We start from the raw sequence: 24,605 nt of genomic DNA on the forward strand, positions 1-24,605 counted from the left end.
CATCAATGCCAATGAAAAATTCAAATTCCATATCTTTACCCTGTTTATGTTAGTAAACAGTTAACATGTTTTAAACACCATCAATTCCTTACTAATGAGCCTCGTAAACTCTAATTTCTATTTGATGCCATAGTTTAAAACAAGCGGTAAAGGAGTAAATCGACGAATAGGCCTCTACGCCTGGAAATGACAATAATGCGCCTTTACCGCTGTTAACTTTTTCCACAAAACTCCAGGTTATTAACAAAGAAAAAGAAGCAAAAAGAAAGCTTCAACAATAATAATAACCTCTATTATTCTGTTGAAGCTAATCTAAAGGAAATGACATTTTTTTATGGTAAAATTAAAAAGATGGATACACACGGTAGGTTTAGCAAGGGATTTCTTACTACTTCGTCGCTTTCTCCACTTTAAAATCTTCAAATTTAACATAAAAGCTTTGTTTGCCGGGTGCAGCTGCTACCATGCCTATCATCGCTTTTACATTTGGCGGGAAATAAGCCAGGCGGAGCATATCATATTTTTCGCCATCGAACGAGTATTTGATCTCCACAAAATCGCCTTTGCGTAATAATTTCAGCCAAACAGATTTAGGGCTGTCATGCCTTGGCACTACCGACCAGTCCGAAACTTCGCGGGTAACCACAGCGCTTACGTTTTGAACACCGTCAACATATTCGATCCCGGTTTTAATCCAGTTTTTGTTATCGATCCTCACCATTAAACCGGCCTGGTGAAACAATTCTTTATAGGCCCCGGTAATTTTTACGCTTGCCTCAAAATCGCCTTCCTGTTCGGTAAAGTAAAAAGGGCCGTTATCCCTGATGAAGCCGTAATGCGTTACCCGCCAGTAATCGGTTGCCGGGTCAACGGTCATGTGTAGCGTACTGCCTTCTATTGATGATTTTTGAGGTTTACTGTACCACTGCATACTGTTTAAGTTTTGTGCTAAACCAAATTTGCTGAGCAGGGCAAATAAGGTTAAAAAGGTTAATTTTTTCATGGCGGTAAATTTATGATAAAAGCACATGGAGCAAGCTCTTAAATAGTTTTCTTTATGCTGAAGTCATAAATCGTTTATCACTCTATTTCATCTTCAATAATCTGCATCCGAATATACCGCCCGCTGTTTTACCCGGTAAGGCCTGAAATTTTACGACGATACTTTGCTTGCCTGCAAGCAAGGCCCCTGGTATCGTATAATTTACCGAATAAAGTACAGGTGCAGCTTTTTTAACCAGTTTCTCGGTAGCTATCTTTTGCCCGTCTACCAGGATGTCAAACTCCCTGCCTTCGCCATCCGCGCCAAAATACCGGCATTGCAACTGGGCAGTTGCAGCTCCCTTTGTATCCAGCTGGAAAGAGAACCAGCCGCCGTCGGTGGCGTCGCGCCAGCGGGTTCCGTCAACTTCGCCGGTATTGGTACGTTCGCCTTTAAAGTTATGATCGCGTTCGGGTTGCATTTCACCTATGCGCATGAGGTCGAGCGTATTAGCTGCCAACTCGTCCTCGGCTTTGCGTTCGGCATCAAATTGCTGCTGTTTTAATTTCCATTCCTCGTTGTTGAAAAAATCCCAGTAAACAGCCTGTTTCTGATCATAAATTTTGTACAGCGGTTCAAGTATTACCTGTTTGCCATGGTTGCTGGCATAAAACACAGTTGGCTTGTTGGTAACAGGTTTAATCCATTGCTTTAAATCAGGGTCAGAAGCCACAAACACGGGGATATCACGTTTTTTAATATCCGCAGTACCCAACTGTCCGGCCAAAACCAGTGGGCCGTACAAGAAAGCTTTCATATTGGCATTATCAGGCATACTTTCGGTGTACAGGCTCATCGGATAAGTCAATTTAACTTTATCTCCCTTCTGCCACGTGCGGTTAACGGTAATATAGCTCCCGGGTTTTGCTGCCACGGGAATTGCTTTTCCATTTACAGATAGTTGTACCCCGCTAACTGCCCATTTAGGATAGCGGATATGCAATGGCATCTGCTGGTTGCGGGCCGATTGTGTAAGGATGAAATTAATAGTTCCGCTTTTGGGGTAACTGGTTTCCATGGTCCACAGCATTCCTTTCTCTTTCCAGTTTAAGGTTGATGGGATAAAGAGGTTAAGATATAAACCTCCGTTATTGTCTTTATCGTAAATATCCATACCGTACTTACTGTGGTTTTCCATCCCGGTACCGGTACAGCACCAAAACGAATCGTCGGGTGTACCAAACTGCTTTTGCGTACCTGATGCCAGTGTGAGGTAATACAGCACCATGCCGTTTTCCGGATTTTGCGATGCCAGGATATGGTTATAAAGTACACGTTCGTAATAGTCCATATAAGCAGCTTGCGGATCGAGGCCAAACAGGTGATCGGTGAGCTTCAGCATATTGTAGCTGTTGCAGGTTTCGGTAGTGGTAGAGCTTAAATGAACTGATAAATAGTCGGGCTTATCGCTGAAACGTTCATGATCGCTGTTGCCGCCGATAACGTAGCTGTAATGGTTTACCACAGTATTCCAAAAGAAATCGGCAATGGCATGGTCGGCCGGGTTACCGGTAAGCTCGTACTGGCGGGCGCAGCCAATTATTTTAGGGATCTGGGTATTAGCGTGGAGACCAGCAAGATCATCCTGCTGCTGCGCAAGCGGATCAAGGATGCGTTTATGATGAAAACGATAAGAAAGATCAAGATATTTTTTATTACCCGTGATGGCATAAACGTTAGCCAATGCTTCATTCATGCCTCCATGCTCACATTCCAGCATCAATTGAAATTGCGCTTCGGTAAGGTTTTTAAACTTGGTGTCTATCCAGTCGCAAAATTTAATAGCTACCTGTTTTGCCTGCTGATTGCCTGTATATAAATAAGTATCTACCAAACCGGCCAGTATTTTATGCTCGGTATACCACGGCACCCAGGCGCCATTAAGGTCAAAGCCCGGCGAACGGATATCGCCGGCGGCTATCTCGTCAAAAAGTTTATCTTCACCGGGGATAGCGCCTATGTAGCCAGTTTTGCGTACCCTTTGGCACTCGGCAAGTTCGGTAACTATGTAATCGGTTTTTTCTTTGAACCTTACATCGCCGGAGGCGGCATACATCATAGAACAAGCCGACAGGTAATGCCCTAATGAATGCCCGGATACGCCCCTCGACTCCCAACCACCATAAATTTCGGCCTTGGGTTTTAGTCCGGCATTTTCTCTGAAACGGTGTAAAAAGCGATCGGGCTGCAGGCTAAGCAGCCATTCGCCGTCTTTTTCCATAGCATGTTTAAAGGGCCCATCAAGTAATCGTACGTCGCTCAAATTAAACTGGCTTACCTGTTTGACAATTTTATCTTTTACTACAAAGCCTGTTTGTGCCGATGCTGTATTTGGCATTAAGCCGTATAGCATTACCGATGCTATAGCCTGATATATCTTTCTCATTTGTTGCCTAACCGTTTGAGGGTTAAAAAAATAGTTGGTTATAATTGCACTACATAGTTATTGATATTAGCCTGAAAAACCAATTGAAAATCAGTATTGGATAATATTCAATACTGATTGAATAATTTAAACATATCCTACGGGTGTTAAATCCGCTTTTTTTGTCATGCTGATTCTTGCATCAGCTACACTAACCAATTATAACCTAATTTATTCCCATGATCCAGACAGAAAAACCGATGCTTAACAGCACTATTAATGTGGGTGCGGAACTCATTAATGATTTCAGGCAGCAGGGGCATGTGCTAATCAGAAACATATTACAGCCCGATGAAGTGGCACACTACCGTAATGTTATTGGCAACGCGGTAAACCGCTATAATACCGAAACCCGTGCCATGCAGGACAGGGATACTTATGGAAAAGCTTTCCTGCAGATCATGAACCTGTGGGAGGTTGATGAGCAGGTACGGGAATTTACCCTCGCCAAACGCTTTGCAAAAATTGCTGCCGATTTGTTAGGTGTTGATCATGTGCGCATTTATCATGACCAGGCTTTGTTTAAAGAGGCTGGCGGCGGGTTTACGCCATGGCACCAGGACCAGTACTACTGGCCCCTTGATACTAATAATACGGTTACCATGTGGATGCCGCTGATGGATATTGACGTTGAGCTTGGGATGCTGACTTTTGCATCAGGATCGCACCGGGATGGTTTTGCTGAAAACATCCCGATCTCGGACGAGTCTGAAACATCGCTGCAAAAATACATCAGGGAAAAAAACTATCCCATAACCCGTGCCGAAACTATGCAGGCCGGCGATGCTACATGGCATTACGGATGGACACTGCATAACGCGCCGGGCAACAGTTCGGCAGATACTACCCGCGAGGTGATGACCATTATTTATTATGCAGATGGCGCTCATGTAACCCAACCTCAAAATAAACACCAGGAAAACGACCGTCACCGATGGCTTGGTGGCTTAAACGCCGGCGCACCTGCCAAATCAAACTTAAACCCTTTAGCTTACTGATAAACCTGATCGCCATTTTTTGATATGATAAGAAAGATTTTTTTACTGGTAATATTAATCGTTTGTATTTCAAACTGCTTTGCGCAAAATCAGGATAAACGCTGGTCGGAAGCCCGTATTTGGAGTTGGTATAACGAGCAGCCCTGGTATTGCGGCTTTAATTATATCCCTGCCTATGCCATCAATTACACCGCAATGTGGGATAAAACAACTTTTAACGAGGCGGCTATTGATAAAGAACTGGCGGTGGCTGATAAATCGGGCATGAACTCCTTAAGGGCTGTATTGCAATATGCTGTGTATGCCGATGATCCGAAATATTTTATAAACACGTTAGACAGGTTTATGGCGATTTGCGACAAACACCATATCAAGTTTATCCCGGCTTTGTTTGATGATTGTTCGTTTGGTATTACCAATGATCCTAAAACAGGTAAACAACCCGAGCCTTTGATAGGCTGGTATGCATGGGCGTGGTCGCCAAGCCCGGGGCATAGCATGGTGGTTGATCCTGCTACGCACCCAAAGCTTAAAAAATATGTAACTGAGGTGATCACAAGGTTTAAAAATGATAAACGCATTTTAATGTGGGACCTGTATAATGAGCCCACCAATGGCGGTTTAGGTTCGGCTACCTTCCCGTTGTTAAAGAAAACTATTGCCTGGGCAAGGGCCGTAAATCCGTCACAGCCACTTACTATCGGCATTTTTGACCAAAATCCGCGGTTAAACAGCATCATTACCGAAAACGTTGATCTCATCACGTTTCATGACTACGGCGACAAGCAACATGTAACTAAAACCATTGAAGACCTTAAAAAATACAACCGCCCAATGATCAATACCGAATGGATGAACCGCCCATGGAAATCAACAGTGAGCGAAATTATTCCGGTGTTTTACCAATACAAGGTAGGTTGTAACCTTTGGGGATTGGTTAATGGTAAAACACAAACTAATTTACCATGGGGCCATCGTCCCGGCGATCCGGAGCAAAAACTGTGGCAGCATGACCTTTACAGTGGCGACTTTAAACCGTACAAAGCCGCTGAAATTGACTCGTTGAAATTGTTTATCGACAGATCAAAAAGCGCTGAATATATCAGTGAGCATCAGCACCAATAGGATAATTTGGTTTCTTTGTATATCAAAATTACCCGGCGCCGATGATCAAGCCTACTTTAGAAGCTTTAAACAGCCATGATAAAAACACGTTTCTGGCCAGGCTATTTGAGCAGCACGAGTTTGAATCGCCATATCATTTTCATCCTGAATATGAGCTAACGGCTATCCTTAAAGGGGAAGGTAACAGGTTTGTAGGCAACAATATGTCGGCTTATCAGCAGGGTGACCTGGTGTTGATCGGAAGCAATGTGCCCCATTGCTGGAAAACGACGCTGCATAATGAGAAGATTAACGCGAAATCGGTAGTGATCCAGTTTAACATCGATTTTTTAGGGTCGAATTTTTTTGAGAACCAGTCGGCTTGGAAAGTGGTGCAGCTGCTCAATAAAAGTTTTCATGGTATCCATTTTAGCGGAACAAACACTACAGCCATCATTAATTTGATGATGGCTGTAGTTAAAACGGAGGATTCATTTAAGAAGCTCATCCTTGTATTGGAAATACTTGATCGTTTAACGGATCATGCTTCGTACCAATATTTAAATGCCGAACCTGTGATTTACAGTCCGCAGGGGATAGAGCATCAGCGGTTAAAGCTTGTGCAAAGTTTCATTATTGATAATTTCAGGAGCAAAATTACACTTGATGAAGTAGCCGAAATAGGTAGCATGACCAAAAATGCTTTCTGCAAGTTTTATAAAAAAACAACCGGAAAAACGCTCACCTCAGCTATAACCTATTACAGGTTGCAATATGCCATGCAGCAACTGATATCAACAGATAAAAACGTTACCCAAATCAGTTTCGATTCGGGCTTTAGTGACGTGGCCTCATTTCACAAAATATTTAAATTGGCTACCGGCAAAAGTCCTTTGGGGTACCGGAAACATCGTTTGGCAATCATTGGCTGATATCGGCTGATTTTGTAAATTGAGGCTGTATTAATCAAACCTCACTATAGTGTTTAAACTTTCAACGCCAATACTGGCTTCGCTTAATGAAGCTGAAACAATAGCTTTCTACACCGAAAAATTGGGCTTTACTTTTTGTGATAGCCATAATGGCTACATGATATTTAGCCGTGATGGCATTAATGTGCATTTATTTCCCTGTAATGAACCGGAAGCCTGCCGCAACATGGGTTGTTATATTTATGTAACCGATATAGAGCAGCTTTATAATGAATATCAACAATTGGGCCTAATCCATCCCAACGGCCCGTTACGAATGATGCCCTGGGGATTACGTCAATTTGCGGTTGTTGACAACAATGGCAATATCTTTTACTTTGCCGATTATAAAGAATGAGATGGTTTGTAAATGTTATGTTAAGTAATAGTGTGTTTAAGTATGGTATTTAATATTTGTTAAAATATACTTAACTTAGTGTTAAACAACACAAGCTAATGTATGTCGCAAAACACATTACCGCTCTATGCTATAGTTGAATTGTTAATGCGCCTCGCGGGCATTGATCCTCAAATTGGGAATTATAAAAATCATTCGGAACGTGGAGATAACGTTCTCGTAAAAACTACCAACGGCACTATTCAACTGTCCAAATCCCTTGTTCTATCTCAATTTAATAAGCCCGAAGATATTCAAAAGCGCGATCTGGAATCCCTGGCATCACGGTTTAGGAGAAGATTGCGGAAGGCAAAGGGCTAAAGCAGGCCAGCAATTCTGTAAGAGAATTGGGGCGAGAGCTTATTAAACTGGTTTTATATCAGGTGGATTATTGGGGGGATATTGCCATAAAATGCTATCCATCTATTTTACTTACTCTTTCTGCATTTAATCAAAAAGAAGAGGAAATTTTCAGTCACTTCTACAATCTCAAATAAACCGGCTACGCCAAATTCGGCCTTGACAGATTCCCTGTCATAAAAGAACATCTTAACTCCTTCAAAAATCTCGTAACGATCCTGGCTGATAAATTTGCCCATACCGTAGGTTGGAGCATCTTTAGAAATTGCTGTAAAAACAATATAACCATTATCAGATAGTTGATTATAGCAATCGGCTATCAGTTTCTTCCGTTCGGTATTATCCAGTAAATGGATTAAAGCATAGCAAAATATGCCATCGTACTGAATTTGATCAAATGGCATGTCAGTTACGGATCCATGGTAGATAGTCATATCAGTTCCGTAATGTTTCTTTGCCATTTCAATGGCTGTTTTTGATATTTCAATCCCGGTTACGGTAATTCCGACATCTTTGAAAATCTGGGCATTCCGCCCGTAGCCAATACCAGGGATAAGGACATTTTTTATTGATTTTTCAACGAAAAGGTCTTTTGTAATTACTGCCGATTTCGATGGTTCAAAGCCCCACATCTCCTGCTTTTCAATAAAGCTTTTTTCCCAAAATTCCGTTTTTTCAATATTATTATCCATTGCACCATTATGTTTGCTGCTAAATTAAGCAATTGCAATATTGTTGCATTAGTATTGTTGCTGTTTTATTTGTAAGCAATTGCCGCACTCGAAGGTCCGGTTAATGGCAGAAGCATTGTTGATTGAAATCCTGCGATATCGGCCCACCTGTTAAAGTCGGCAAATGTATAATCAAAGCCAGTCCCTGTTTCAATAAGCATATTCAAACTCATCATCATACCAAAAACATTTTGCTTTCTTTCATCATCTATAATCCCCTCAATAGCAACGAATGCTCCTCCCGCGGGGAGGGCGCCATAGGCTTTTTTCATTAAGGCTATTTTATTTTCTTCGTTCCAGTCATGCAGGATATTACCCATTACAACAACATCAGCATTGGGTATTGGCATGCTGAAGAAGTCGCCGCTTGCTGTTTTTACCCTGTCAGATAGCCCGAATTGTTGTATGGTAGCGTTTGCAATAGGTTCGACCGGCGGCAGGTCAAAACTGGTGCAATGCATGTGTGGATTATGTTTGGCTACCATTATGGAAAGCAACCCTGCCGAACCACCCACATCAACCAGCGTTTTATACTTTGTGAAATCAAACTTTTGAGCAAAGGCCATAAAATTACCCATCTGGATGCCGCTCATGGCATTGGTAAATTCTTTTAGTTTTTCAGGATCCCGGTATATCAAACCAAAAAAATCCTCGCTCCTTTTAGCTTCGTTTTGCGGCAGACCGGTAAGCAATCCCTCGCCTAGGCTCCCCCAAAAGGCGTACAAACGGTTGTTCATCATTTCGAGGATGCCCCCGATATACGATGGCTTGTTTTTATCTAAAAATGTATCTGTATCAATGGTGTTTGAGTAAATAGCTGTATCAAGGATTCCGTCGCGCTTTAAAAATCCAAACACGGTTAAGGCATCTAAAAAATCATAAACATTCCTGTCGGTACAATTAAGTTTTAAAACTTCTTTAACATCTTTTGCACTCATCGTAGCCTTTTCGGCAAGCTTGGTGAATAACTGAAAACTTACGGCGGTTAACAGAATTTTTGAAGCCCAAAAGCCTGTGCCAATTTTCATGATGTTTTCTGGCGATGGTTGGTTAGGTTGCTGTTCCATTTTTTTAGTAATTACAGGTTTAAAAAATTGGTGTGGACGGAAGGTTGTTTTTACCTGGGTAGGTAAAATTAGTTATCTAATTTACAGGGATTTAATTTAAGATGAAAGGAATTTATGCCTGTGATTGAATTAGCTTCCGGAGGCTCATTTCAGGCTTTTTCTCGGGGTAGGATTGTTGCGAAAGCTTTCTAATGCATGTTTTTTTGTTTTCATGCCCGGCGAACTCTAAAATTGAAAAGCCCTTAGAAATTTAATCTAAAGGCTTTATCAAAAAAGTTCAACGAATGTTTTGTTTAATTATTTAAGCAGGAAGCGTGTTATGTGAGTGCCGTTATATTAGCCGATGATTAATCCCAAATACCATTCTGTGCAGTGAATATCACCGGTTGGCCACCTGTTACCATAATGGTATGTTCGTGTTGTGCCACAAAGCCACCTTTATTACCAAGCAGCGTCCAGCCGTCGGCTTGTGTTTCGGCAATTGTTGATCGTGTTGAGATAAACGTCTCTATAGCTACCACCGAGTTCTTTTTAAAACGGGCGGTGTTATATCTGTCGCAGAAATTGGCAATCTCATGAGGCTCTTCATGCAGGCTACGGCCAACGCCATGGCCGGTGAGGTTTTTTATAACGGCGTAGCCGGCTTTTTTGGCTTCGGTTTCGATTAATCTGCCAATCTCCGAAATCCTGACACCGCCTTTGATATTGCTGATCGCTTTTTTTAAGATCTCTTTTGACGCTTCTACCAGTTTGCCATGGCCGTGAATATCCTGCCCTAATACAAAAGAACCACCGTTATCGGCCCAAAAGCCATTTAGCTCTGCAGATACATCGATGTTTACCAAATCGCCCTCTTTAAGGATTTTATCGGCCGATGGGATGCCATGAGCAGCTTCTTCATTAACGCTGATACAGGTAAACCCCGGAAAATTGTAGGTTAACAAAGGTGCAGAACGCGCGCCTAACTGCGTCAGCAATTCGCCGCCGTAGTCGTCAAGCTCTTTAGTGGAGATCCCTGGTTTGGCATATTCCCGCATCTTCTTAAGCGTAATGGCTACAGCATCACTGGCTTCCTGCATACCAATTCTCTCGTTTTCGGTGGATATAGACATCTGCTAATTTTTTATGTGCTGCAAAATTAGCAATTAATGCACTGGATAGCGTTCTCTGAATGTCAGTTTATGACATCAGAGCCCCGGCAAATAAAGCTTGAGTTAAATAATATTGATTAAAGTTGAAGTTTCGTCGCACGCAAAAGCAATCGGGTTTATGCTTTTTTTACAAACTCAGATTTAAGCGCCATGGCACCAAATCCATCGATCTTGCAGTCGATGTTATGGTCGCTATCTACCAGGCGAATATTTTTGACTTTAGTTCCGGCTTTAATACCCTGGGGCGAGCCTTTTACCGGAAGATTTTTTATAATTACAACAGCATCGCCGTTTTGCAAAATATTGCCGTTGCTATCTTTCACAACAAATTGATCGCCCGCGCTATTGTCTTCTTCTTCGGGTGCCCACTCATGGCCGCATTCCGGGCAGGCCAGTAAGCCGTTCATTTCATACGTGAAGGTAGATTTGCATATTGGGCAAGGAGATAGCTCTGTCATATTAAAACTTTACGGAGTAAAACTAAAAAAAGAACCGGATAGCGCCAAAATTAAGCGATGCCATACCGCAAAAGGTTTCGTTTGATAGCATTCAAGTGTTTATATCCTTCTGCCGTAATTCTGTGTCTTTCACTTATCTTTGCGCAAAATTCAATATATCCATACAGTGATTAATGTCAATAACATTTCCGTTTCTTTTGGCGGAACCACCTTATTTAGCGATGTAACTTTCTCTATAAACGAGAATGATAAAATAGCCCTGATGGGCAAGAATGGCGCAGGCAAGTCAACCATCCTCAAGATCATCGCCGGCGCTTCCAAGCCTACTACCGGCAATGTAACCGGCCCCAAAGACGCGGTAATAGCCTATTTGCCGCAACATTTGCTCACCCAGGATAACGTTACCGTTTTTGAGGAAACGATGAAAGCTTTTGACGAGGCCAATCAAATGCAGAAAGAGCTGGATGAAGTGAATGAACAGCTCAACATCCGCACCGATTACGACAGTGACGACTACATGAAGCTGATTGAACGGGTATCGGAGCTGAGCGAAAAAGTTTACTCGCAGGAAGAGGTGAATTATGATGCAGAGGTTGAAAAGGTACTGAAGGGTTTGGGTTTTGAGCGTAAAGATTTCACCCGCCAAACTTCCGAATTTTCTGGTGGCTGGCGCATGCGTATCGAGTTGGCTAAAATTCTGTTGAAAAAACCGGATTTGATCTTGCTGGACGAGCCTACCAACCACATGGATATTGAGAGTATACAATGGCTGGAAGATTTTTTGGTGAACTCGGCAAAGGCCGTTATGGTTATCTCTCACGACCGTACTTTTGTTGATAACATCACCAACCGTACAATAGAGGTTACCATGGGCAGGATTTATGATTATAAAGCCAAATACACCCACTACCTCCAGTTGCGTGCCGACCGCCGGGTACATCAACTCAAAGCCTACGAAGAACAACAACGTTTTATTGCCGATAACCAGGAATTTATTGACAGGTTCAGAGGTACATATTCTAAAACCTTACAGGTACAATCCCGCGTGAAAATGCTCGAAAAGCTCGAGGTTATCGAGATCGACGAAGTGGATACTTCGGCATTGCGATTGAAATTTCCACCGTCGCCACGTTCGGGCCAATACCCGGTAATGGTTGAAGACCTTACAAAAATCTACGGTGATCATGTTGTATTTAAGAACGCAGCCATGGTGATTGAACGAGGCGAAAAAGTGGCTTTTGTTGGTAAAAACGGTGAAGGCAAGTCGACCATGATCAAAGCCATCATGGGCGAGATAGATTTTGAAGGATCTTTAAAAGTAGGCCATAATGCCAAGATCGGATACTTTGCCCAAAACCAAGCGGCCTTGTTAGACGAGAATTTAACAGTATTTGATACCATCGACCAAATCCCATTGAGTGACGGCACTGTAAAGATCAAAGATCTTTTGGGTGCGTTTATGTTCAGCGGCGACGATACCACCAAAAAGGTAAAGGTACTTTCGGGTGGCGAGAAAACGCGTTTAGCCATGATTAAACTGCTGCTGGAGCCCGTAAACGTACTGATCCTGGATGAGCCAACCAACCATTTGGACATGAGGACCAAGGATATTATCAAAGATGCCCTAAGAGATTTCGACGGAACGCTGATCCTGGTGTCTCACGACCGTGATTTCCTTGACGGACTGGTACAAAAAGTATTCGAGTTTGGCAATAAACGCGTCCGCGAACATTTTGAGGATATTAAAGGATTTTTGGCCTATAAAAAGATGGATAGCTTGAAGCAGATTGAGCAGGGGTAAAAATTAGTGCAATATTTTTCATAGCCGGATGAAAGATATGACTTTAATCATTCAGATGAAATCAAGCATGTTACCCAAGCTCATTATGTCTTGAAAACTCATTTTTGAGTATTGATGTTAATTTCTTTTAGTACGAGGTCTTTGTTGTACCCAAATTTTATCACGGTAATTGTATCTCCAATTTTTTTCGTTTTAGCATTATAGCTTTTGCAAATTATGTTATCGCCATATTTGGTAATTATAACCCTTGAATTATTTGATGTAAATACTTCAAACGATTCTTTTTTTGATGCTACGCCATATCCTATAAGAGCAAATATGAATGAAGCAGCAACGTATAAAATTAAATCTTCGATGATTCTATCTGTAAAAGGTTTTTGAGGTCTTACGATATCTAACTTAAATTTTTCATGCAATTTGTTTTTTAAATCAGTTTGGGATATTTCTGGTTCAATAGATTTTAATTTTTTAATAGCCCTTTTTACTCTGATCACGTCGATTATACTTATAATTATACCAAATGCTAATAATAATCCGGTAATCGACCATATCACTAAATATACTTTTATCGAAACATTCGTGTTCAACATCAAAAATAATGATAGTATCAAGCCAAACCCGAAAATTTGAATTAGCATTTTTTTCATTTTATCGTCGGTTAACAGAGGAAAACTTAAAATGAAACTATTAACTGCCAACGGCATCAAGCTTAATGCTAGCAGAGTGTATATTGAGAACTTCAAAACAGTATTGACTTGAACATCAATAAAACTTATTGGTATATCAAAATAAAAGCAATAACCCATTTCAAATTGAAAACAAAAAAAATACATCAAACCACTAAACACGGTAAGGGTAACAGCGGGATTGCTTTTTAAATAATTGAAGAAGTCTTTAATCATAAATGGTCGAAATACAATGGATTAAGTTTTTATACGAAGATATAGCTTTTCATGTCCTTTATTAAAAATAACGCTACGCCGTTTTGGTGAGGTTTGAAGCGATAAGAAACTGGTTTAGTAACGGAGCGACTACAAAGACGGTTTTTGCAATCGATGATTTAAACCATGACACTGGCGGGGAATGATCCATTAATTGGGCGGCAGTGTTTACCGCCGAACTACTTTAAAGGCCAAATAGGCCAAAAGCCTTCAGACTTCCGTCTAAAGGCTTTTGGTTTAAAATGTGGTGCTTAGATTACAAAACTCGAACCCTTTATGGCCGATTTGTATTGTATAGCGGGTTCGTAGAAATAAATATGGTGCTTATGATAACATCGACCATAAGTTAAAACTACACCTAATAACGTAATAATTAATTAACAAGTAATAAATAACTATAAATTCTAAGTAATTTGCTGATACCATTATCATTCACAATCAATATGCCGCAAATTGAAATTAACAGAGACCTTAGAGAAGCACAATTATTTTTTGAAGATCAAATTCCATTGATAGAAGATGGCAGAAGGCAATTGCATGATTTAAGACAGGCATTTGTAAATTATTATACCTTGCGGAGAATAAGGACGATGTCATTGGATACATATGCCTTAGGAAATAATCTTCCAGATGATGGATATAATTTTTGTTATACTATAGAAAGAGAATTAGATAAACTCGGTCGAACAATTGGCGCTAACGCATTCAAGTTTGGTGTCTATTTTGGCAGAACAAAATCTGATTCTGAATATAAATATCGCCATACCAAGAAGTTCGGAAATACCTATCGAGAAGCTTTTGAAAATGTCAAAAATGCTATCGTTAAATTAATTGTTGATGGAAATGATGAAAATTTAGATGAAATTATCAAGAGTCCCATTTCACCAATGTTTAAGGGGAAAATACTTTCAACCTATTATCCCGAAAGATATTTGAATGTTTTTTCTGACGACCATTTGGAATACTTTTTAACTCAACTAAATATTGATACTAAAGAGTTAATTTGGTCCGATCCTGTATTAAAGCGAGAGGTCTTAGTAGATTATAAAAACCAAGATTCTGTTATGAAATCATGGTCGGTTGATATCTTTTCTCACTTTTTATATACGGTCTATCCTGGGCGTCCCCCACGCGAAAATGTAGAAGTACCAACCGATCCATTGAAAGACTTTAAACCACCTGTTTTTCCTATTAACCCTACCCCTGTATTTATAGATTATGAAATTGCTACAGACGAAAATACACCTAATGTTAATAAATCTGTTAAACAAGAGTCGGAAAATCCAGACTATGAAGGTAAACGCAAAAGAGACAAACAATTAGGAGACAGAGGGGAACACCTTGTTCTACAAATGGAAAGAGAAAGGCTAAAGCTTTTTCCGAAACTTGCAAAACGAGTTAAAAAGGCAAAATTTGATTACATGGGTTATGATATACTTTCATTCGATGAAAATGGTTTAGAGAGGTATATTGAAGTCAAAGCTACCAAATCAAAATCAGGCCAAGCAAACTTTTTCCTTTCCTATAATGAATTACAAAAAGCCACAGAGTTAAAAAATTACTGGGTTTATATGGTTTATGATATATTATCTACTACCCCGAAAGTTTGGCGAATTCCCAATCCTTTTCACCCAGAAAATGCTTTAGTAAAAAAGACGCCAATTTCTTATCGGGTTGTAATTAATACAAAAAGCCAATGAGATTAAAAGAGCAGGATAAAGAAAGCTTGTAAAAAATAAATCCGCAAAATTACGATGAATTTCGCGGATTTTGGTGAAAGTAGTGGTCCCGACGAGAATCGAACTCATATCTAGAGTTTAGGAAACTCCTATTCTATCCGTTGAACTACGGGACCATTTAAAATCAGCCTCAAAAGGCCGATCCTTTATTTAGTTTGCAAAGGTGCAATTTTTCAATGAAAAATCACACCTTAAAATTCAAAATTTAAAACAGGCTTCATTTGCACATCTGCACATTTGAAATCTGCACATCTACCTAATCACCGCGCCGTTGTGGAAATCTTCGGTTGGGGCAACAAAGCTTAGCTTGCCTTCGCTGTTTTCGGCCATCAGGATCATGCCTTGCGATACAATGCCTTTGATCTCTCTTGGCTCCAGGTTTACCAGGATGCTTACTTTTTGGCCGATGATGTTTTCCGGCTCGTAATATTCAGCAATACCCGATACTACCGTACGCTCGTCAATGCCGGTATCAATGGTCAGTTTCAGCAGCTTTTTGGTTTTAGCAACCTTTTCGGCAGTTAAAATGGTACCGGTGCGGATATCCATGGTGGCAAAGGTTTCGTAATTAACGTTTTCCTTGGCTGGCTGTACATCGGCTGATTTTGGCGGAACAGCTGCGGCTTTTTTATCCGATAATTTTTTAAGCTGGGCTTCAATCACATCGTCTTCTACCTTTTCAAACAACAACGCAGCCGGGTTTAACTGGTGACCATTGTTGAAATACATTTCCTGATCATAAGCTATCGGCTCATTAGGCAGGTTAAGCATGGTGATGATCTTTTTAGCTGTAGCCGGTAAAAATGCCTGCGCCGCTGTAGCCAGATGGCCGATTAATACCAAACAGTTATGCAGCGCTTCTTTAGCAGCGGCAGGATCTGTTTTAATGGTTTTCCATGGCTCTTTTTCGGTAAGATAGCGGTTACCCAGGCGGGCCATATCCATTACAGCCTGCAAAGCTTGACGGTAACGGTAAGCCTCAAGGTTTTTCTCTATCTCATCATAATATTCGCCGATGCCGTTGCTCAGGCTTTCGTCGGTAAATTCTATCTTGTCGGTATCTGCCTCAATTTTACCATCGTAAAATTTGTGCATCAATATCATTACCCGGTTCACAAAGTTACCAAGGATGGCCACCAGCTCGTTATTTACACGGGCCTGGTAATCTTTCCAGGTAAATTCGCTGTCGCTGGTTTCAGGCAGGATTGATGTAAGCACATAGCGCAACTCATCCTGTTTACCCGGGAATTCTTCCAGGTATTCATGCAGCCAAACAGCGTGGTTACGTGAGGTTGATAGTTTATCACCTTCTAAATTCAAAAACTCGTTTGCCGGCACGTTTTGAGGCAAAATATATTCGCCATGCGCATGCAATATGGATGGGAAAATAATACAGTGGAAAACGATATTGTCCTTGCCGATAAAATGCAGCAGACAAGCATCATCCTGCTCGTCGGCTTGTTTTTTCCAGTATAATTTCCAGTCTTTATTATTGTCAATGGCCCATTGTTTGGTGGCAGATATATAGCCGATAGGAGCATCCATCCACACGTACAGCTTTTTGCCTTTGGCCTCGGCCAGCGGTACGTCGATACCCCAGTCAAGATCGCGGGTCATAGAGCGTGGTTGCAGGCCCGATTTTAGCCATGATTTACACTGGCCAAAAACGTTAACTTTCCAGCTGCCTTCTTTGGCATCTATCCACTGCTCCAGCCATGGCTGGTATTTATCCAAAGGCAGGTACCAATGCTTAGTTGATTTAAGCACTGGCGTTTTGCCACTCAGGGTTGATATCGGGTTGATCAGGTCGGTTGGACTAAGGGAAGTGCCACAGCGCTCGCATTGGTCGCCGTAGGCATTTTCATTGCCGCAGTTAGGGCAGGTACCGATGATATAGCGGTCGGCCAAAAACTGCTGATAATCCTCGTCAAAATACTGATCGGAGAATTTCTCAACAAACTCGTCTTTCTCATACAGGTTCAGGAAAAACTCCTGGCTTAGCTCATGATGAATGGGCGACGAGGTACGGTGATAAATATCAAAAGCAATCCCAAACTCTTCAAAACTCTCTTTTATTTGCTTGTGATATTTATCGATGATAGCTTGCGGGGTAGTATCTTCTTTTTTGGCTTTGATGGTAATGGCCGCGCCATGCTCATCCGAGCCGCATATATACACTACATCTTTCTTCTTTAGCCTTAAATACCGCACAAAAATATCTGCTGGGAGATAAGCGCCCGCAAGGTGACCAATATGTAAGGGGCCGTTGGCATAAGGCAGGGCCGATGTAATGGTGAATCGTTTATATTTGTTGAGTTGTGACATTAAGTATCGCCTTGGTAAATAGTGTGCAAAGATAGTTGATTTAAGTGGGAAAAATATCTGAACCATGATGCTCATGATTCAAGGATTTCCTGATTTTTTGTCTCTTATTATCAAGGTAATCGTTCAATCTTTAAAATCATGGTTCAAACTCAACCCCCATACCTCAAAAAAGGCGACAAAATAGCCATCACCTGCCCTGCAAAAAAACTACCTAACCCAATGACTGACGCCGTGGAACTACTACAAAGTTGGGACCTGGAAGTGGTGTTGGGCGACACCGTAGATGCTTCATTTCATCAGTTTGCCGGTGACGATGATTTCAGGGCAGCCGATATGCAACGCTTTATTGATGATGATAGCATCAAGGCCATCATTGCCGCTCGTGGCGGCTACGGAACCGTGAGGATGATTGACAAGGTTGATTTCAGTCGTTTTGCACAAAATCCCAAATGGCTTATAGGCTTTAGCGATATAACCCTATTGCATACCCATCTTTTTACTAATTATGGGGCGCAAACCATTCACGGGCAAATGCCGGTTAACATTCCCGACGCATCCAAACATTCGATAGATACTTTAAGGCGGGCTTTGTTTGGCGAAGAGTTAAGCTATGAATTTACCACGCATGATACTAATAAACCCGGTGAAGCTACAGGCCTGATAGTTGGCGGTAATTTATCCCTTCTGGTAGCATCGGCGGGTTCAGTATCTGATTTGGACTATGCAGGAAAAATTCTGTTTATAGAGGATGTTGGCGAGTACCTGTATTCGGTAGACCGGATGCTGCGGATGCTTGATAGGGCCGGTAAACTAAAAAAGCTCACAGGCCTGGTAGTAGGCGGCTTTACCGATATCAAAGATAACGATATACCATTCGGTCAAACTGTTTCGCAAATTGTAATGGACATTGTTAAAGGATATAATTATCCGGTATGTTTCGATTTCCCGGCAGGGCATATCCCGGATAATAATAGCATGGTGCTCGGGCGAGAGGTAGGATTGCAGGTTGATGAGAAGCAGGCGAGGTTGTGGTTTAAATAAAGAAGCCTTTAAATTCCCTCTTGAGAGGGGGTGCGATTGAAAGTGCGGCTGCAGGGGTGTGTTTATGCTATTAGAATATCAAAGCAGAAACACACCCCTTCGCCCCTCTCAAGAGGGGAATCGCACATGCCCTCACCTTTGTGTTTACATTGCGCCCCTTTAAGGGGCCGGGGGCCAAACCAATTTGCTTATCAGTAGTTTATACATCATGGCTAAAAAACCGCTGCTTGAATTTACTGATAGAGGGATTTACTGTGCGCAGGGCAAGTTTTATATCGATCCCTGGAAGCCGGTTGATGACGCTGTGATAACCCATGCGCATGCCGATCATGCTTATTGGGGACATAAACATTATTTAGCACACCACCTCTCACGCGAGGTATTGCTATATCGCCTTGGTGAAATCAACCTGCAAACTGTTGAGTATGGTGAAACCGTGCTAAAGAATGGAGTAAGCATATCATTATATCCGGCAGGCCATGTAATTGGTTCTGCACAGATCCGGGTTGAATATAAGGGCGAGGTTTGGGTGGTATCCGGTGATTACAAGGTAGAAAACGACGGCATTTCCACGCCTTTTGAACCGGTTAAATGCCACCATTTTATTTCAGAATGTACTTTCGGGATGCCGGTGTATCAATGGAAACCACAGGTGCAAACTTTTAATGAGATCAATAACTGGTGGCATAATAACATTGAAAACGGACTGGCAACAGTAATTGTAGGTTATTCGTTGGGAAAAGCCCAGCGGATATTGCAAAACCTCGATCTGTTTAACGGCAAGGTTTATACCCACGGTGTTATCGAAAATACCAATGAAGCTTTGCGCCGCAATGGTGTGTTACTAAACCCAACTGAAAGGATCACACAAGAGAGTCTGAAAGAAGAAGTAAGAAAAGGCATTATTATCGCGCCGCCATCGTCGGTAGGTACAGCATGGATGCGGAAATTTCAGCCTTATAGTTTTGGTTATTGCTCGGGGTGGATGGCTATTCGAGGCGCTAAACGCCGTCGTGCTGCAGATAGGGGATTCGTGCTCTCTGACCATGCCGATTGGGACGGTCTCATCAGCGCTATAGATGCCACAGGCTGCGAATGTGTTTATCTCACTCACGGATATACTGCCACTTTTTCGAGATATTTAAATGAGATTGGCTTTAACGCCAGGGAGGTGCATACATTATATGGTGGAGAAGAAGACCCCTCCAACCTCCCCGAGGGGGAGGCTTCCAACGCCGGAGAATCAGAAAAGAAAGTCCTCCCCCTCGGGGAGAATTTAGGAGGTGTGTCATGAAAGCTTTCGCCCAACTTTTTCTCTCGCTTGATGAAACCAACAAAACCAACGAAAAGGTTAAAGTATTAAAAGACTATTTTAACACCGTGCCGGATACCGATAAGATGCACATGCTTGCCCTCTTTACCGGGCGGCGGCCAAAGCGGCAGATCAATTCAACGCTTGTTCGTAACTGGGCCGTTGAAGCATCGCATATTCCGGCCTGGTTGTTTGAGGAAAGCTATCACGTAGTAGGTGACCTGGCCGAAACCATGGCTTTGCTGATGCCGCAAAGTAATGCGAGCAGCAGCAAAACCCTTACCGAATGGATAGCTGAGATCAATGCCCTTCAGGATAAAACCGAAGAGCAAAAAAAGGAATGGCTGATGGAATCATGGGCTATGCTGGATAGCCAGGAGCGCTTTGTATTTAACAAACTGCTCACCGGCAGTTTCAGGGTTGGGGTTTCGCAAAATTTGGTGATCAAAGCGCTGGCGGATATCTCCGGACTGGAACCTGCAGTACTAACCCACCGTGTTATGGGAAGCTGGCTGCCCGAAACTTACCAGTTTTCACAGTTGATGGAGGAACAGGATGCCGAGGCCAATATCTCCCGGCCTTATCCATTTTTTTTAGCTTACCCTATCCAGGAAACTTCCGAAAAGCAAAAAACACCTGCCGAAGTAGGGATCGCCCTCGGTGATGCCGCCGATTGGCAGGCTGAATGGAAGTGGGACGGCATCCGTGCGCAGATGATAAAGCGTGGTGGTGAAATATTTATCTGGAGCAGGGGAGAAGACCTGGCTACCGAAAAATTTCCCGAGTTACACCCTTTCCTGAATGCCCTGCCCGATGGTACGGTGATTGACGGCGAGATCCTCAGTTTCCAAAATGGACAACCTCTGCCTTTTAATGTGCTGCAAACCCGTATTGGCCGCAAAAATCTAAGTAAAAAGATTTTGGAGGAAAGCCCGGTTGCCGTTATCTCCTATGATTGTCTTGAATATAATGGCGAAGACATCCGCTATAAAACCCAGGCAGAAAGGCGGGAGGTTTTAGAACGGTTGCAGTCAGAAACGCAATACCCGGAAGTATTCCGTATTTCATCACTCATTCAGTTTGAAACCTGGGAGCAGCTTGGCAATATCAGGGAGCAATCGCGCGCCATGATAGCCGAGGGTATTATGCTTAAACGTAAAAGTGCTGCTTATCAGGTTGGCCGTAAGCGAGGCGATTGGTGGAAATGGAAGATAGACCCACTATCGGTTGATGCCGTAATGATCTACGCCCAGAAAGGTCACGGTCGCCGGGCCGATCTGTATACCGATTATACCTTTGCCGTTTGGGATGGTGATAAACTGGTGCCTTTTGCTAAGGCTTATTCCGGTCTTACCGATGCAGAGATCAACAAGGTTGATTATTTCATCAAGCGCAACACTATCGAAAAATTTGGTCCGGTACGCACCGTAAAACCCGAACTGGTATTTGAGATAGGTTTTGAGGGAATCAATAAATCAACCCGGCATAAATCGGGCATTGCCTTACGTTTCCCGAGGATATTGCGGTGGCGGCATGATAAACCTAAAGAAGAGGCCGATACCCTCGATAGCTTAAAGGCTTTACTGGGCGAATAAGCGGCATAATTTAATACCTTTGCGGCTTCTATATTAAAGACCCTAACTATTAATAAACCAATATGATTGTAATCAGTAACTTTCAGGAGTTTGAACAACAGGTAGGTAACGACCTTGGCGTTTCATCATGGCACACCATTACGCAGGAGCAGATCAACAAATTTGCCGATGCTACGCTTGATCACCAGTGGATCCATACCGACCCTGAAAGGGCCAAAACAGAAAGCCCTTTTAAATCTACCATAGCACACGGCTATCTAACACTTTCGCTCATCCCTCATTTATGGAAAGAGATCGTAAAGATCGAAAACCTGAAAATGGAAATTAATTACGGTATCGAAAACCTGCGTTTTGCCCAGCCGGTATTGGTTGATAATGAAGTGCGGTTAAAAGTAAAGCTGGCTGGTTTGCTTAATCTTCGTGGTGTGATCAAAGCTACTATGAGCATCGAAATGGAAATAAAAGATCAGCGTAAACCAGCCTTTAGCGGCGATGTTGTGTTTTTATATCATTTTATTGGATAAGATATAACAAATATTCCCCGTTGGCCGTGTCCTCACGGTCAACTTGTACACAAAAAAGCGTCTGTGAGAATATTCTTATAAACGCGTCATTGCGGGGTACGAAGCATTCCCAGATTAGCAGGTCCGCCCTGTATAGTTCGCGATTGCTTCGTATCTCGCAATGACGTTTTTTGTAACTGCCTTTACAAATTCTTCCCCGTTGACGGTGTCCTCACGGTCAGCTTGCATGTAAAAAAAAGCGCCCGTGGGGACACGGGCGCAGGGGATATTTTATTGATAAGGTGCGCTAACTACCTGTACAAACTCTTATTCTCAATAAATTTCAACACCGGGTCGGGTACAAAATATTGCACATTCTTTTTTTCGGCGATGGACTTGCGGATGAACGTTGCCGATAGCTCCATGAGCGGTGTCATGGTGATGGTAACTGAGGGGTGATCGGCCAGTTCGGCATTTTCATAGCCGGGACGCGGGTATACATAAATGCGATAATCGCGCAGGATAAGCTTATAGTTTTTCCACTTATGCAGGGTGCCGAGGTTATCAGAGCCCATAATAAGGGCAAACTCATGTTCCGGATATTTTTCCTTTAAATGGGCAAGGGTATCAATGGTATACGATGGTTGAGGCAGCTTTAGCTCCACATCGCTTACGGTAATGTTGGTTGCGTTATCTGTAGCTAATCGGGCCATCTCCAACCTGTCATAAGTGTTGATCAGGTCGCCATATTTTTTAAAAGGATTTTGGGGCGATACAACCAGCCACACCTTATCAAGTGAGGTATGGTTTGCCATGTAATTAGCAATAATCAAATGCCCTATATGTATAGGATTAAACGAACCAAACAGTAAGCCTATTTTCATGCGGTGCCCCCTAACCTCCGCCACCTGGCGGGGAAATTAAAAGTTTTGTAGATTAAAATGTCCCGGTGTACAAAATGGGATTTTTGTACTCCCCCTTTAGGGGGCCGGGGGGCCAATAAACGTGCTCACTAATTCCTCTGCCTCATTGCAGGCCGTTTCAAGATCGTAATTTTTGAGTATAATATCAAATTGTGGAGCGTATTTAAGCTCTTTTTCTGCTTTGGCAAAGCGTTCTTTCAGTTTTTCTTCACTATCAGTACCTCTACCGGTCAATCTTTCAATCAAAACCTCAAGTGATGGGGGCTGTACGAATATGGCCAAAGCTTGTTCGCCATATTTACGCTTAAGGTGGAGGCCACCTTCAACATCAATATCAAATATTACTGTTTTACCTTTAGCCCATATGCGCTCAATTTCGGTACGGAGTGTGCCATAAAAAGTGCCGGTGTAAACCTCCTCAAATTCAACAAAATGCTTTTTGGCAATACGGTGCAAAAACTCTTCTTTGCTTATAAAATAATAGTCTTGCTCATGTACTTCATCGCCGCGGCGTTCACGTGTGGTGGCCGAAATGGAAAATTCAAGCGTGGGGATTTTCCCCAGCAAATGATTTACTATTGTGGTTTTACCAGCACCCGATGGTGCCGAAAATATGATGAGTTTACCTTCTTTGGACATTGATTATATACGTCATTGCGTCATTAAGTCATTGTGTCATTTTTTCAAAAATTGCCGGCAAAGCAATCAATGACTTAATGACCTGATGACTCAATGACTATACTATAATACGTTTAACAGTTGTTCTTTAATTTTTTCAAGCTCTTCTTTCATGCCTACTACCAGTTTCTGGATATTGGCATCATTGGCTTTTGATCCTAATGTATTGATCTCGCGACCTATCTCCTGCGAAATGAAGCCCAGTTTTTTGCCGTTTGCATCGGCATTTTTAAGGGTTTCAATAAAATATTCGCAATGAGCTTTAAGTCTTACCTTTTCTTCGGTTATATCAAGCTTATCAATATAGTAGATCAACTCCTGTTCAAAACGGTTTTGGTCGATAGCTTCACGACTTGCGGCTTCAGCCAAAAACGTATTAAGTCGCTCACGGATCAACGGAACGCGTTTAGGATCTTCCAGTTCAACAAGTTCCAGGTTTTTCAATATGGTATTGATACGGCCTTTAATTTCCTGTTCAATAACATTACCTTCCTGCGCCCTGAAATCCTGGAAAGCGGCCATCGCCTGCTGAAAAGTTTTTTCAACGGCTTTCCACTCGTCTTCGGATATGGTATCTTCTTCGTATTTAACAACTTCGGGTAGGCCAAGCGCCAGCTGAAGCAGGTTACCGGTTGGCTCGCCAAGTTCTTCGCTTACTGATTTAAGCTGGTTGTAATAGTGTTTAAGCAGATCTTTATCGATACCGGCTGCTTTTACCGATTGACTTACCTGCTCGGTATTAATAGATAAATTAACTTTACCGCGTTCAATAAGTTTGCTGCAGTCATTACGCAGCTGAAACTCTTTTTCGGCAAAAATCTTCGGCAAACGAAGCGATAATTCTAAAAATTTGCTATTCAGGGATTTAACCTCTACGGTATATTTTGTATTGCCCGAATCAAAACTGGCAATTCCATACCCTGTCATGGATTTTATCATGCGCAAAGATAGCAAATTTAGAGATTAGTTAGTTGGAGGTTAGAGATCGGAGATTAGAGGTTAGGTTATGTCGGATTTCGAATGTTCGATTTCGGATTTGAAAT

At 42.1% G+C, this 24,605-nt stretch carries 21 protein-coding genes and 1 tRNA gene; 10 read left to right on the plus strand and 12 right to left on the minus strand.

Features of this window, described 5'->3' with window-relative positions; genetic code table 11:
* Nucleotides 1-388: 388 nt before the first annotated feature.
* The gene (locus BMX50_RS23230; protein ID WP_091216091.1) at nucleotides 389-1,003 is read right to left on the minus strand and encodes a DUF1349 domain-containing protein; all 615 of its coding nucleotides are present in this window, start codon (nucleotides 1,001-1,003) and stop codon (nucleotides 389-391) included.
* A gap of 82 nt (nucleotides 1,004-1,085) precedes the next feature.
* Nucleotides 1,086-3,428 carry a glycoside hydrolase family 127 protein gene (locus BMX50_RS23235; protein WP_091214880.1) on the minus strand — a complete coding sequence of 781 codons (2,343 nt, stop codon included), beginning with the start codon at nucleotides 3,426-3,428 and terminating at the stop codon, nucleotides 1,086-1,088.
* Between the two features lie 218 nt (nucleotides 3,429-3,646).
* Between BMX50_RS23235 and BMX50_RS23240 the strand changes: the two genes are divergently transcribed.
* Genes BMX50_RS23240 through BMX50_RS23255 form a run of 4 tightly spaced genes read left to right on the plus strand, consistent with a single transcriptional unit; the run spans nucleotide 3,647 to nucleotide 6,898 of the window.
* Nucleotides 3,647-4,465: a phytanoyl-CoA dioxygenase family protein gene (locus BMX50_RS23240; protein ID WP_091214883.1), complete on the plus strand. Its 819-nt coding sequence runs from the start codon at nucleotides 3,647-3,649 to the stop codon at nucleotides 4,463-4,465.
* A 24-nt stretch (nucleotides 4,466-4,489) separates the two neighbouring features.
* Nucleotides 4,490-5,590: a glycoside hydrolase family 2 TIM barrel-domain containing protein gene (locus tag BMX50_RS23245; RefSeq protein ID WP_091214888.1), complete on the plus strand. Its 1,101-nt coding sequence runs from the start codon at nucleotides 4,490-4,492 to the stop codon at nucleotides 5,588-5,590.
* A 41-nt stretch (nucleotides 5,591-5,631) separates the two neighbouring features.
* Nucleotides 5,632-6,501 (plus strand): AraC family transcriptional regulator, encoded by an 870-nt coding sequence (locus BMX50_RS23250; protein WP_091214894.1) that lies wholly within the window; start codon nucleotides 5,632-5,634, stop codon nucleotides 6,499-6,501.
* Between the two features lie 49 nt (nucleotides 6,502-6,550).
* Nucleotides 6,551-6,898 carry a bleomycin resistance protein gene (locus BMX50_RS23255; RefSeq protein ID WP_091214898.1) on the plus strand — a complete coding sequence of 116 codons (348 nt, stop codon included), beginning with the start codon at nucleotides 6,551-6,553 and terminating at the stop codon, nucleotides 6,896-6,898.
* Nucleotides 6,899-7,365: 467 nt separating this feature from the next.
* On the opposite strand, the gene BMX50_RS23265 is transcribed toward BMX50_RS23255, so the two are convergent.
* The 4 genes from BMX50_RS23265 to BMX50_RS23280 all read right to left on the minus strand — a co-directional run bounded on the left by BMX50_RS23265 (nucleotide 7,366) and on the right by BMX50_RS23280 (nucleotide 10,704).
* Nucleotides 7,366-7,989 (minus strand): class I SAM-dependent methyltransferase, encoded by a 624-nt coding sequence (locus tag BMX50_RS23265; RefSeq protein WP_091214905.1) that lies wholly within the window; start codon nucleotides 7,987-7,989, stop codon nucleotides 7,366-7,368.
* A gap of 65 nt (nucleotides 7,990-8,054) precedes the next feature.
* Complete coding sequence (locus tag BMX50_RS23270; protein ID WP_091214909.1) at nucleotides 8,055-9,095, minus strand: methyltransferase; 1,041 nt, start codon at nucleotides 9,093-9,095, stop codon at nucleotides 8,055-8,057.
* A 347-nt stretch (nucleotides 9,096-9,442) separates the two neighbouring features.
* On the minus strand, nucleotides 9,443-10,207 hold the full coding sequence (map, locus tag BMX50_RS23275; RefSeq protein WP_091214913.1) for a type I methionyl aminopeptidase: 765 nt from the start codon (nucleotides 10,205-10,207) through the stop codon (nucleotides 9,443-9,445).
* A gap of 155 nt (nucleotides 10,208-10,362) precedes the next feature.
* The gene (locus tag BMX50_RS23280; RefSeq protein ID WP_091214916.1) at nucleotides 10,363-10,704 is read right to left on the minus strand and encodes a zinc ribbon domain-containing protein YjdM; all 342 of its coding nucleotides are present in this window, start codon (nucleotides 10,702-10,704) and stop codon (nucleotides 10,363-10,365) included.
* Nucleotides 10,705-10,870: 166 nt separating this feature from the next.
* Between BMX50_RS23280 and BMX50_RS23285 the strand changes: the two genes are divergently transcribed.
* A complete protein-coding gene (locus BMX50_RS23285; RefSeq protein ID WP_091214920.1) occupies nucleotides 10,871-12,505 on the plus strand; it encodes an ABC-F family ATP-binding cassette domain-containing protein in 1,635 nt (544 codons plus the stop codon).
* Between the two features lie 98 nt (nucleotides 12,506-12,603).
* Here BMX50_RS23285 and BMX50_RS23290 read toward each other — a convergent pair whose 3' ends face one another.
* Nucleotides 12,604-13,407: a hypothetical protein gene (locus BMX50_RS23290; protein WP_091214924.1), complete on the minus strand. Its 804-nt coding sequence runs from the start codon at nucleotides 13,405-13,407 to the stop codon at nucleotides 12,604-12,606.
* A 482-nt stretch (nucleotides 13,408-13,889) separates the two neighbouring features.
* Here BMX50_RS23290 and BMX50_RS34770 point away from each other — a divergent pair, with 482 nt between their 5' ends.
* On the plus strand, nucleotides 13,890-15,146 hold the full coding sequence (locus BMX50_RS34770) for a protein NO VEIN domain-containing protein (RefSeq protein WP_208864783.1): 1,257 nt from the start codon (nucleotides 13,890-13,892) through the stop codon (nucleotides 15,144-15,146).
* Between the two features lie 83 nt (nucleotides 15,147-15,229).
* Here the strand turns inward: BMX50_RS34770 and BMX50_RS23300 are convergent.
* Both BMX50_RS23300 and metG read right to left on the minus strand, forming a co-directional pair.
* Nucleotides 15,230-15,301, minus strand: a tRNA-Arg gene (locus tag BMX50_RS23300).
* 136 nt (nucleotides 15,302-15,437) lie between these two features.
* Nucleotides 15,438-17,510, minus strand: a complete 2,073-nt coding sequence (gene metG / locus BMX50_RS23305; protein WP_091214928.1) for a methionine--tRNA ligase — start codon at nucleotides 17,508-17,510, stop codon at nucleotides 15,438-15,440.
* A 138-nt stretch (nucleotides 17,511-17,648) separates the two neighbouring features.
* On the opposite strand from metG, the gene BMX50_RS23310 reads away from it, so the two are divergent.
* The 4 genes from BMX50_RS23310 (at nucleotide 17,649) to BMX50_RS23325 (ending at nucleotide 21,982) form a co-directional block, all read left to right on the plus strand.
* Nucleotides 17,649-18,551: a S66 peptidase family protein gene (locus BMX50_RS23310; RefSeq protein WP_091214933.1), complete on the plus strand. Its 903-nt coding sequence runs from the start codon at nucleotides 17,649-17,651 to the stop codon at nucleotides 18,549-18,551.
* 208 nt (nucleotides 18,552-18,759) lie between these two features.
* The gene (locus BMX50_RS23315) at nucleotides 18,760-19,845 is read left to right on the plus strand and encodes a ligase-associated DNA damage response exonuclease (RefSeq protein WP_091214936.1); all 1,086 of its coding nucleotides are present in this window, start codon (nucleotides 18,760-18,762) and stop codon (nucleotides 19,843-19,845) included.
* On the plus strand, nucleotides 19,842-21,458 hold the full coding sequence (locus BMX50_RS23320) for an ATP-dependent DNA ligase (protein WP_091214939.1): 1,617 nt from the start codon (nucleotides 19,842-19,844) through the stop codon (nucleotides 21,456-21,458). The genes BMX50_RS23315 and BMX50_RS23320 overlap by 4 nt, the downstream gene beginning before the upstream one ends.
* A 62-nt stretch (nucleotides 21,459-21,520) precedes the next feature.
* The gene (locus BMX50_RS23325; protein WP_091214942.1) at nucleotides 21,521-21,982 is read left to right on the plus strand and encodes a MaoC family dehydratase; all 462 of its coding nucleotides are present in this window, start codon (nucleotides 21,521-21,523) and stop codon (nucleotides 21,980-21,982) included.
* A 290-nt stretch (nucleotides 21,983-22,272) separates the two neighbouring features.
* Here the strand turns inward: BMX50_RS23325 and nadD are convergent, their stop codons facing one another.
* The 3 genes from nadD to BMX50_RS23340 all read right to left on the minus strand — a co-directional run bounded on the left by nadD (nucleotide 22,273) and on the right by BMX50_RS23340 (nucleotide 24,501).
* Nucleotides 22,273-22,845, minus strand: coding sequence for a nicotinate (nicotinamide) nucleotide adenylyltransferase (gene nadD / locus BMX50_RS23330; RefSeq protein WP_091216099.1), 573 nt, complete (start codon nucleotides 22,843-22,845; stop codon nucleotides 22,273-22,275).
* Between the two features lie 96 nt (nucleotides 22,846-22,941).
* Nucleotides 22,942-23,523: a guanylate kinase gene (gene gmk, locus BMX50_RS23335; protein WP_091214945.1), complete on the minus strand. Its 582-nt coding sequence runs from the start codon at nucleotides 23,521-23,523 to the stop codon at nucleotides 22,942-22,944.
* 102 nt (nucleotides 23,524-23,625) lie between these two features.
* A complete protein-coding gene (locus BMX50_RS23340; RefSeq protein WP_244281087.1) occupies nucleotides 23,626-24,501 on the minus strand; it encodes a YicC/YloC family endoribonuclease in 876 nt (291 codons plus the stop codon).
* Between the last annotated feature and the right edge of the window lie 104 nt (nucleotides 24,502-24,605).

This window comes from Mucilaginibacter gossypiicola (assembly GCF_900110105.1).
GTDB lineage: Bacteria > Bacteroidota > Bacteroidia > Sphingobacteriales > Sphingobacteriaceae > Mucilaginibacter > Mucilaginibacter gossypiicola.